Source organism: Candidatus Paceibacterota bacterium (genome assembly GCA_028714275.1).
In the GTDB taxonomy this organism is placed as follows: domain Bacteria; phylum Patescibacteriota; class Minisyncoccia; order Phycocordibacterales; family CAINVO01; genus CAINVO01.
In genome coordinates this window covers 1-9162 of the sequence record JAQTMP010000030.1, presented here as the reverse complement: position 1 = coordinate 9162, position 9162 = coordinate 1, and the positions used below count along the sequence as shown (strand labels likewise).

General features: G+C 44.6%; 10 protein-coding genes, 1 tRNA gene and 1 rRNA gene. 4 read left to right on the top strand and 8 right to left on the bottom strand.

The window, feature by feature from the left end; all coding sequences use genetic code 11:
* The 4 genes from PHF79_03110 to PHF79_03095 form a co-directional block, all read left to right on the top strand.
* The coding region (locus tag PHF79_03110; protein MDD5318778.1) for a hypothetical protein at positions 1 to 265 on the top strand (265 nt) is incomplete at its 5' end.
* A gap of 30 nt (positions 266 to 295) precedes the next feature.
* Positions 296 to 1069, top strand: a complete 774-nt coding sequence (locus tag PHF79_03105; protein ID MDD5318777.1) for a DUF268 domain-containing protein — start codon at positions 296 to 298, stop codon at positions 1067 to 1069.
* 8 nt (positions 1070 to 1077) lie between these two features.
* Positions 1078 to 1956 (top strand): alpha-1,2-fucosyltransferase, encoded by an 879-nt coding sequence (locus PHF79_03100; GenBank protein MDD5318776.1) that lies wholly within the window; start codon positions 1078 to 1080, stop codon positions 1954 to 1956.
* A 13-nt stretch (positions 1957 to 1969) separates the two neighbouring features.
* Positions 1970 to 2776, top strand: coding sequence for a glycosyltransferase (locus PHF79_03095; protein MDD5318775.1), 807 nt, complete (start codon positions 1970 to 1972; stop codon positions 2774 to 2776).
* On the opposite strand, the gene PHF79_03090 is transcribed toward PHF79_03095, so the two are convergent.
* The 8 genes from PHF79_03090 to PHF79_03055 all read right to left on the bottom strand — a co-directional run.
* Positions 2753 to 4627, bottom strand: a complete 1875-nt coding sequence (locus PHF79_03090) for a type IV secretion system DNA-binding domain-containing protein (protein MDD5318774.1) — start codon at positions 4625 to 4627, stop codon at positions 2753 to 2755. The two genes, PHF79_03095 and PHF79_03090, sit on opposite strands and share 24 nt — an antisense overlap.
* A gap of 23 nt (positions 4628 to 4650) precedes the next feature.
* The gene (locus PHF79_03085) at positions 4651 to 4851 is read right to left on the bottom strand and encodes a hypothetical protein (GenBank protein MDD5318773.1); all 201 of its coding nucleotides are present in this window, start codon (positions 4849 to 4851) and stop codon (positions 4651 to 4653) included.
* Positions 4852 to 5026: 175 nt separating this feature from the next.
* Positions 5027 to 5755, bottom strand: a complete 729-nt coding sequence (rsmI, locus tag PHF79_03080; GenBank protein MDD5318772.1) for a 16S rRNA (cytidine(1402)-2'-O)-methyltransferase — start codon at positions 5753 to 5755, stop codon at positions 5027 to 5029.
* Between the two features lie 12 nt (positions 5756 to 5767).
* A complete protein-coding gene (radC, locus tag PHF79_03075; GenBank protein ID MDD5318771.1) occupies positions 5768 to 6547 on the bottom strand; it encodes a DNA repair protein RadC in 780 nt (259 codons plus the stop codon).
* A gap of 90 nt (positions 6548 to 6637) precedes the next feature.
* Positions 6638 to 8065, bottom strand: a complete 1428-nt coding sequence (gene pyk, locus PHF79_03070) for a pyruvate kinase (protein ID MDD5318770.1) — start codon at positions 8063 to 8065, stop codon at positions 6638 to 6640.
* Positions 8066 to 8151: 86 nt separating this feature from the next.
* Positions 8152 to 8224 (bottom strand) — tRNA-Ile (locus PHF79_03065).
* A gap of 112 nt (positions 8225 to 8336) precedes the next feature.
* Positions 8337 to 8678 carry a hypothetical protein gene (locus PHF79_03060; GenBank protein ID MDD5318769.1) on the bottom strand — a complete coding sequence of 114 codons (342 nt, stop codon included), beginning with the start codon at positions 8676 to 8678 and terminating at the stop codon, positions 8337 to 8339.
* A gap of 304 nt (positions 8679 to 8982) precedes the next feature.
* Positions 8983 to 9162 (bottom strand): 16S ribosomal RNA (locus PHF79_03055); the annotation flags it as partial.

The window sequence follows — 9162 nt, the reverse complement described above, 5'->3', positions numbered from 1 at the left end:
AAGAGGACCAATCCTCTTTTGGTTGGATGCGCACTTCTCAGGCGGAAAAACGGCCAAATCAGTCCTAGGCGATACCCCTATAGAAAAAGAATTAGACATTATCTTTGGTAGTTGGACCAACGGGAACGTGATTCTTATTGACGATGCCCGCTTGTTTACTGGTACAGATAATTATCCATCCTTGGATAATCTTTTTACCATGACAAAAAACATAGGTAGAAATGTTGAGATAGTGGAAGGTAAAGATATTATAAAAATATCATAGAGTGATAGTCTTCATCTTAAAAATACTTACATGGACAAAAAAATAGCCGGAAAATATAGATTGCGTAGAATGGCTTTCAAATTTCTCAGAACTTTTAGGGCACCTCTTGCCACCACCAAGGTCCTGAAAGATCTTTTTCTATTCAAAAAGACTGGCTCTAACCGTTTTAAAACTTCTCTGCTTGACCTTTACCCTATTGCCAATGAAAAAACTGCTACCACCGCTTTTGACCGCCATTATGTCTACCATCCCGCTTGGGCTATTCGAGTAGTCAAGGAAATCAACCCTGCTTTTCATGTGGATATCTCTTCCACCCTCCACTTTTGTGCCAACCTGTCGGCTTTTATTCCAGTCAAATTCTATGACTATAGACCAGCCTCATTGATTCTCGATGGTTTAGAAACCAACAAAGGAGACTTGATGAATCTTCCTTTTGAAAGTAACAGTCTTGAGTCTATATCCTGTATGCACACTCTAGAGCACGTTGGGCTAGGTCGCTATGGTGACCCGATAGATCCAGATGGAGACATCAAGGCTATTAAAGAATTAAAAAGGGTGCTCAAATCTGGCGGTTCTCTCCTCATTGTCACCCCCGTAGGAAAGCCGAGGGTAGAATACAATGCCCATAGAATTTATTCCCCTTATCAAGTGAGGGATATGGTGGTAGATGACAATTTTACTCTCAAAGAATTTGCCTTTATCCCCCAAAGGGACAAGGAGGGTGGTTTAGCCAGAAACGCCCCGTTGAGCTCAGCTGACAATGCCTACTATGCCTGCGGCTGTTTTTGGTTTGTAAAAAAATAGAAAAATTTATGATTATCGTCAGACTAAAAGGAGGGCTTGGAAACCAAATGCTGCAGTACGCTGCCGGAAAAGCGGCCGCTCTGAGGTGCGGATCCCAGCTCAAACTGGATGTCTCAAACCTTTACAGCAAAATAACCAATGACACTCCCCGTTTTTATGAACTAGACGCTTTTAAGCTTGAAGCTGAAATAGCCACTGAAAAAGAATTGCAAAAAATCAATCCCCCATTTAAAAAACTTTTTAGAAAAATCTTTAGAAAAATTACGGGAAAAAATTATCTGGTCTGTGACCCGGACATATTAAAGGCTAGAGACAACTCTTATCTAGAGGTTGTCTGGCCGTGTGAAAAATATTTTGCGGATTTCCGCGAGCAAATCTTCAGCGACTTCCAGCTCAAAAAGCCCCTTTCTCAGTCTGGTCAAAGTATAAAAGAAAAAATCCTAAAAAGTAAAAACTCTATATCCATCCACCTTAGGCGAGGCGATTATGCCAGCCATAAAACCTATAAAAGTTGGCATGGCCTTTGCTCCCCTTCTTATTATCAAAAAGCGGTGGATTATATTTTGAACGAAACCAAGGCAGAAACAAAAAAGGCTCCTGTCGTTTTTGTTTTTTCCGATGAGATTGAATGGGCCAAGAACAACTTGATATTGCCAGCCGAGCTGACAGAAATTGTCTACGTTTCAGATGAAAAAATCCCGGCTTATGAAGAAATCCATCTGATGTCTCTCTGCCACCATCACGTCATTGCCAATTCTACCTTTAGCTGGTGGGGGGCTTGGCTTGATCCTAAATCTGCTAAAATAGTAGTAGCCCCAAGGCAATGGGTGGCTGACTCTTCAGTTGATACTAAGGATGTTCTTCCAAATACGTGGGTCAGTCTCTAGCCATTAAAATAAAATGCCAAACAAAAAAACTCCAGCTCCAGTCATCTCCGTTATCATCCCCACCTATAATGGGGCGCGTTTTATTGCCCAGACAGTTGAAAGCGTCCTGACTCAGACAGTCGGAGAGCTTGAAATTATTATTGTGGATGACAACAGTGATGAGCAAACCAAAAAGGTCCTGGCTGAAATTATTAAAAATACTAAACGGGTTCTCGTGATTCCTTCGTCTCCAGATGGTTTAAATGTTGGCCCGGGTCCTTCTCGCAATCTTGGGGTCCAGACCGCTAAAGCTCCCCTCATTGCTTTGATTGATGACGATGATTTGTGGCTGGCCAAAGACAAGCTCGAGCTCCAAATCACTTATCTAAATACCCACCCGGAATGCGTCTTGGTGGGCACCGCAGACAACGACATCATAGATGAGACCGGCAAACTGCTCATCCACTATCACAATCCCGTCACTGACAGTGAAATTCGTCACACCGCTTTGTTGCGCAACCCGTTTATAAATTCATCCGTAGTTTTTCGTAAAGAAACCTTTAGCCATGTCGGGGGCTTCAAAGACATGCGCTTGGCTGAAGACTACGATCTCTGGCTCCGGATGGCTAAGTTTGGAAGAGTGGCCAATATCCAACACAACCTTAACCCACAGCCTCTTACCGCCTACCGGCGACGTCCAAGCTCCGTCAGCAGCCAAAAAAAGAAAGCCATGGCTGGCGCTATCCTGGCTATTGTTAAACGCTATCGTAAGGACTTTCCTCTCTCCCTGCTCGGCCTAGCCAAGGCTTATGTTCGCCTATTTGTCATCCATTTTCAATAAATTATTTAAAACATCTTCAGGCACCTCTTTAGGAGGATTTTTTTTGGGAGATTCTTTGGAAGGCTCCTTGGGCGGCTCTGGGTTTTTACTTGAAGGATTTTCTGTTTTTTGAATTGACTGCGATGGTTTTTCAGCCTGGGGGGGTTGCTTCATCACCGCAAGGAGAGCATCCCGCAAAGCGGACATGTTTTGCTGGCTTGGATTTTTTTGAGTATTTTTGACATTATTTTTAGGCACTTCTTTTGGCTTAAGATGATCAAGGGAAAGCGCTTTGCGAAGCTCGGTTTCTTTGGCTACCCTTTCATCCATGGCCCGTGGAGAATTATTTTCTCTGATCAGACGCTCTGGCTGCTGTGACTGCTGCGGCATCTGTCCTACAGGTTTTGGCTGGACAGGCTTAGCCGGCTGATTGTCTCTATGCCAGCTTTCTTTGGTGTTGACGCGTGGAGGCAGGTCTCTAGCCTGACCCTCTCGACGAGTGTTCTCTCGATCACCACCCTTGCCTCCCCCTGGTGCAGACTCACGTCCACCGTACCCGCTTTGAGCAGCCACTGAAGCGCTCTTCTCCGTATGCCACCTGCGGATCTCATCCTCCACATCCACCCGAGGACGAGCATAGGTAGAGCGTGACATTTCCATGATTTCCCGCACATACATCTTTTCGGGCTTTTTGATCGGAGGAATAGTAGTAGCAGAAAATGGAGAGGAGCTCACCCCATCAATCATTAGTTTTAAATAGAGCTGATAGCGACCAAGATTGACCAGATCTTCGGCGGTAAATTGCGGCGCAAATTCTTTTTCCAAAACTTCGGCATCATAAGCTCCCACGCGAAAAGTAACCATAGTACCCACGTTACCGAAAACAGCCGCACGCACTTCCTCACTCATCTGCTCGATGTATTGGTGAGCCACAGCCAAATCAAGCTTGTATTTACGGGCTTCAGAAAGAATATCCGCAAAAGATTCATTAGCAAAGTTTTGAAACTCATCCACATAGAGATAAAAATGCGGAACCCCTTTCATTTCTTCTTCACCCAGATCCGCTCGCGACATCGCCGCTAGGTAGATTTTAGTAATGAGCATGCTGCCCAGCAAGTTGGCGTTGGATTCCCCCATTCTTCCTTTAGAAAGGTTGATGATCAGGATTTTTCTTTCGTCCATCAGCTTGCGGATATCAAAAGTAGACTTTGGCTGGCCAATAATATTGCGCACCAACGGATTGGAAATAAATTGTCCAATTTTATTTTGGATGGCCGGCGCCGCTTCAGCCGCAAATTTCTCCGTGTATTTCGCGTACTCCTCTGTCCAAAAGGCTTTCACTGATGGATCGGTAATATTGGCCACCACCTTATTGCGATATTCCTTGTCCGCGAGCATTCTGTTTACGCCGATGAGAGTCGAGTCCGGATACTCGAGCAGGGCTAACAAAATATTATTCAAAATATACTCCATGCGGGCAGACCAGGCATCCACCCAGATTTTTTTAAAGGCACTCATCAGTCCGTTGGCCACAAGATGCCGTTTGTCCGGGCCGACATCTTCCATGACATTAAAAGAAATTGGGAACTCCATATCAAAAGGCGCCAGGTAGAGCACGTCCTTGATCCGCTCCTGAGGGACATATTCGAGGAGAAGATCGGCTGACTTGCCGTGAGGGTCAATAAAACAAAAACCTTCGCCATTGCGAATATCCTGTACAGCCATATTTTCGAGGAGCGTCGACTTTCCCATACCCGTCTTTCCGATGACGTACATATGACGCGACCGATCCTCGCGCTTTATGCCAAAAGGAATACGCTTATTGCGGGCATCCGTTTCAGCAAAATAAGTGACAATATTTTCACGAGCCATATTTAGATATAGTATAGCAAAAACTATTCCCCTGGGGTAATGTTTTGCTGTGATGGGTTTTCGGGTATAAGGTTTTTTGTCTGACGATAGAGAGAGGCCGCAGCCCAAACAATCACCAACCCTGCAATCACCGCAAAGCCGGTCTTCCAAGAGCCTGGAAACCCGAGCAGGGGTACAAGAATGGAAAGGATGCCAACCACAATAATAGTAATTAATTTTTTCATATCGCTATTATACAACCAAACTCGTGCAAAACCCAGAGAGGCCAAAAGTCTATGTTAGAAATATATCTTAGAAAAGTTGATAGGTAGGTTTCTCTCGATATGTAATATAAAGCATATTTTTTATGTCTTATATTACATACTGAGAAAAAGACACCACAGACCTAGACGCGGAAAATTAAAAATCTGAAGCTCGCGATTTTTTGCCCAACAATCTACCTACCGCCACCACCATCTCTCCTCTGCATTTATCGGGGTTACTTTCAAAATAGGTTGCGAGCTCGGCTGGTGAACCGGTAATTATCTCTTCAAACATTTTGGTCAGCTCACGTCCGATGACCACGATCTGGTCTGAGGCGCAGTGCTCGCCAAGCGAAGCCAAGGTCTTCATAATACGATGGGGTGACTCATAAAAAACGACAGTCCGCTCACTGGCCCCGATTTCTTTAAAAAGCGTTTCGCGGCCCTTTTTGTGAGGCAGAAACCCGAGGAAAAGAAAGTCCGAGCTAGGGAGACCGCTGGCGGACAAAGTAGCAATTGCGGCGTTTGGACCAGGGATAGGCATAATGGAAATTTCTCCAGCTAAAATTTTATCCCCTAAAGCCTTTTTAACCTCGGATACAAGCAGGACACCCGGGTCAGAAATAGTCGGCGTACCCGCATCGGAAACCAAAGCCAGATTTTTTCCTTCCGCCAACATTTTGATAATCACGTCCACCTTTGAAAGAGAGCTCTGGCTGTGATAGCTCATCGTTGGCGTCTGTACGCTGTAATGATTGAGAAGTTTACGGGTCTGGCGTGTGTCTTCACATAAAATCAAATCCACCTCCCCCAGAATGCGCACCGCCCGAAAAGTAATATCTTCTAGATTCCCTATCGGGGTGGCGACAATGTAAAGGGTAGACATTTTGACCTATATTTAATATTCCGCTTCGACACTAGTAAAACCGTTTTTGGTTAAAATAATATGATCAAGCAAATTTATCCCTACAATCTTACCAGCTTCTATAAGCTGCTTGGTGATTTCAATATCTGCTTCGCTTGGAGTGACGATACCAGAGGGATGATTGTGAGCTAGGATGACAGCGGCGGCACCGTATTCGACAGCCGGTTTGAAAACTTCTCGTGGGTGGATGATGTTGGAATTGATAGTGCCGATAGAGATCACCTCGTCATGAATCACCCGATGGTGAGTATCCAGATAAATGCCGCGTAAATGCTCTTTAGGCAGAGTAGCCATTTCTCTTAAATATTCATAGGCTTCTTCTGGAGTCCGAATAATGGCCAATCCTGCAGTATTTTTTTTATAAAATCTGCGACCGAGCTCTCCACAAGCCACGATCTGGCAGGCTTTGACAATAGGTATATCTAAATCTTCTGAAAGCTTTTTTGGGTCTGTTTGGCTAATAAATGCTTGGGTGCCGTATTCTTTGACCACCCTTCTAGACATGGACATCACTTCTTCCTTGACTGTACCCGTAGTCAAAACAACCGCTAAAAGCTCCTGGATGGTAAGCCCGGCTGGGCCAGACTCGAGTAGCTTTTCCCGAGGCTTTTCTTCGTCAGGCATGTCCCTAACCTTGAGTATGTATTGTTTCATTTTACCCTTAAACCCTCCTTGCTGAGCATTAGCTTGGGCAAAGCTAGTGGCAATAGCTGCATCGGCAATTAAATCATTGTCTTTAAGTATATATGTCATATATTTTTATTTAACATAGTATATCACTTGTCCATGAAATAAAAACCAAGAGATCTTAAAGATACCCTGAATTTTTGGCGGGCCTATTTTTTAGATCACATCCACCAGCATCATATTGGTATATCCAATTTTGCCGAAAGGCGTGCCTGTTGCCACGACAATCTTGTCACCTTTGTTGGCTAGTTTATTTTTGACAATAGACTGTTTTATGGATTTTATTGTGCCAACAAAATCGTTTGATTTTGGAACTAAAAATGGATCACAGCCAAAATAAAGAAGGCTCTTTTGGAAAGTTTCTTTGTTTGGAGTAAAGACCAAGATGTGATGATTTGATTTATAACGAGAAATCATGCGCGCGCTGTACCCAGTATTAGTAAGTGTGACGATATAGCGAGCACCGATGCGTTCAGCGGTCTTGGCCACAGAAGCAGTCACTGACTCTCCTACCCCTTTGACTTTGCCAGCAATATCACCATTTAAAAGTTGCTTGTGAAGATGCTCGTTTTCCACTCGGGTAGACACACGCGTCATCACCTGAACGGCTTCAATAGGATGCTCACCAAGAGTTGTCTCCTCGGAAAGCATAATGGCGTCTGTACCATCGAGAATGGCATTGGCCACATCGGAAACCTCGGCTCGGGTAGGCACAGGATTTTTAATCATAGACTCAAGCATCTGGGTAGCCGTAATGACAGGCTTGGCTGCTTCATTGCATTTGCGAATAATCATTTTTTGAATCATAGGCACGTTTTCAGCCGGCACCTCGATAGCCAGATCCCCGCGAGCGACCATAATACCATCTGAAAGCTCGATAATTTTATCGATGTTCTCTACAGCTTCAGGCGTTTCTATTTTAGCGATAATGCCGGCTTTTGATTTAGCTTTATCCAAAAGTGCCCGAAGCTCAATGACATCTTCTGCCCGTCGCACAAATGAAAGGGCAATATAGTCCACTTTATTTTTAACTCCGAAAGCTAGATCCTTGCGATCTTTTTCCGTAATAGAACTAATGGAAAGATAGGCCCCTGGGAGATTGACTCCTCGGCGACCCTTGGTTTCCCCACCAACGAGTACTTTGCATTTCACCTCATCTCCCTTGATATCCACGATTTGGAGCTTCTTTTTTCCATCATCAAGCAAAATAAAACCGCCGACTTTTACTTCTTTTGGCAAAAGAGGATAGTTGACATGGACTTTGCTTTCATTTCCTTCGATCTGTTTAGTGGTCAAGGTAAAAAATTGACCTGGCTTGAGAGTGACCCGTCCTGTGTCTGTTTTAAAATCACCAATGCGAATCTTGGGACCAGAAAGATCCTGAAGGATAGCCGCGGGAATACCTGTCTTTTTAACAGCCGCGTGAAGATTGTTTACTCTGGCCTGGTGCTCGGCAAAATCCCCGTGCGAAAAGTTGAGACGCATGACGTTCATGCCCACTTTGAGGAGTTCGGTAAGCTTAGCTTCGGTTTCGGTAGCGGGACCAATAGTACAGATAATCTTCGTTTTCTTTCCTAGATGCATATGTGTGGTGAATTAAAATTAAAGGCTAAATAAAATAACGTGACTCAAAACTGCCTATTCATAACAGGCAATCAGGGCCTCCGCGGTGCGCCTGCCAGGATTCGAACCTGGGACCCCATCAGTATCAGTGATGTGCTCTACCAACTGAGCTACAAGCGCGTACTAGCAAAGATAGCAAAAAAACGACAAAAAAACAACGCTGAGGCACCTGGGTGTGCGACAGCGTTGGTTAAATTTTTGTTTTATCTTGATTTTTTGTCTTCTGGCGTAACTAGTGAAAACGATCCAGCCAGTAGACAACCGACACGAGGAGCAACCCGAGGGCTACCCACCCGCGATGTTCCCACACACTCTTGGCTACGGACAAAGACCGTCCGACCAGCGTAAAGTGGAAATTGCGGTCCTTCCGTCTATGATGTACCCAAAAGCCCGTACTCATGGCTGCACCTCCGGGACATGGGTAAACACTGCAATGAGCCACACTCCGTAGGCTGTGGCGAGCAATAGGCCCAACCCGATGTTGATTGCCTTTTCCCGCGACATCTCCATTTTTAGAAGCTTCCTTATTTTTTTCATTTTTTAATTCCTCCAGTTTCGTTAACTCTGGTAGCATTATATCACGTCATTCCAAAAAGTCCAGCAAGGTTGCGGGGTTTATATTTTTCCAACAAAAAAACTAAAAAGCCTCTGGCGACGTTTCCCTGCTGCCAGATAGAACTTGAGTGTTCAGGCGGAGTGGGTACGAGCCAGAGGCTTTTTAGTTTTTTGCTATTCTTTCTTTTGTTCCGTTCTTTTTTGTTGTCTTTCCAACAGTCACAAATTTTAGGATTTTGTAATCCATCGTACACTCGATCGAGATGTGCGATATCGACACCGTCAGTCATACATCACGCAAGCGCGATATACAACGTATTTCAAATTGAATTATTCCACGAGCAGCTTCCGCTACCCGTGCCTTGTTACGACTTACTCCCTGTTACCAAATTTACCGTAGTTCCGCACTAGGCGAAATTTCGGGTACTCCTGGTTTCCTTGAGTTGACGGGCGAATGGTATAGTTAAACGACGATTTTCCGTTCCCACGTAGCGAGCGGATTT

What these genes read in the sequence shown, in the direction of transcription:
- PHF79_03095 (MDD5318775.1), top strand. Translation starts at nt 1,970, where the DNA reads ATGCCAAACAAAAAAACTCCAGCTCCAGTCATCTCCGTTATCATCCCC.
- PHF79_03100 (MDD5318776.1), top strand. Translation starts at nt 1,078, where the DNA reads ATGATTATCGTCAGACTAAAAGGAGGGCTTGGAAACCAAATGCTGCAG.
- PHF79_03105 (MDD5318777.1), top strand. Translation starts at nt 296, where the DNA reads ATGGACAAAAAAATAGCCGGAAAATATAGATTGCGTAGAATGGCTTTC.
- radC (MDD5318771.1), bottom strand. Translation starts at nt 6,547, where the DNA reads ATGACATATATACTTAAAGACAATGATTTAATTGCCGATGCAGCTATT.
- PHF79_03090 (MDD5318774.1), bottom strand. Translation starts at nt 4,627, where the DNA reads ATGGCTCGTGAAAATATTGTCACTTATTTTGCTGAAACGGATGCCCGC.
- PHF79_03085 (MDD5318773.1), bottom strand. Translation starts at nt 4,851, where the DNA reads ATGAAAAAATTAATTACTATTATTGTGGTTGGCATCCTTTCCATTCTT.
- pyk (MDD5318770.1), bottom strand. Translation starts at nt 8,065, where the DNA reads ATGCATCTAGGAAAGAAAACGAAGATTATCTGTACTATTGGTCCCGCT.
- PHF79_03060 (MDD5318769.1), bottom strand. Translation starts at nt 8,678, where the DNA reads ATGCTACCAGAGTTAACGAAACTGGAGGAATTAAAAAATGAAAAAAAT.
- rsmI (MDD5318772.1), bottom strand. Translation starts at nt 5,755, where the DNA reads ATGTCTACCCTTTACATTGTCGCCACCCCGATAGGGAATCTAGAAGAT.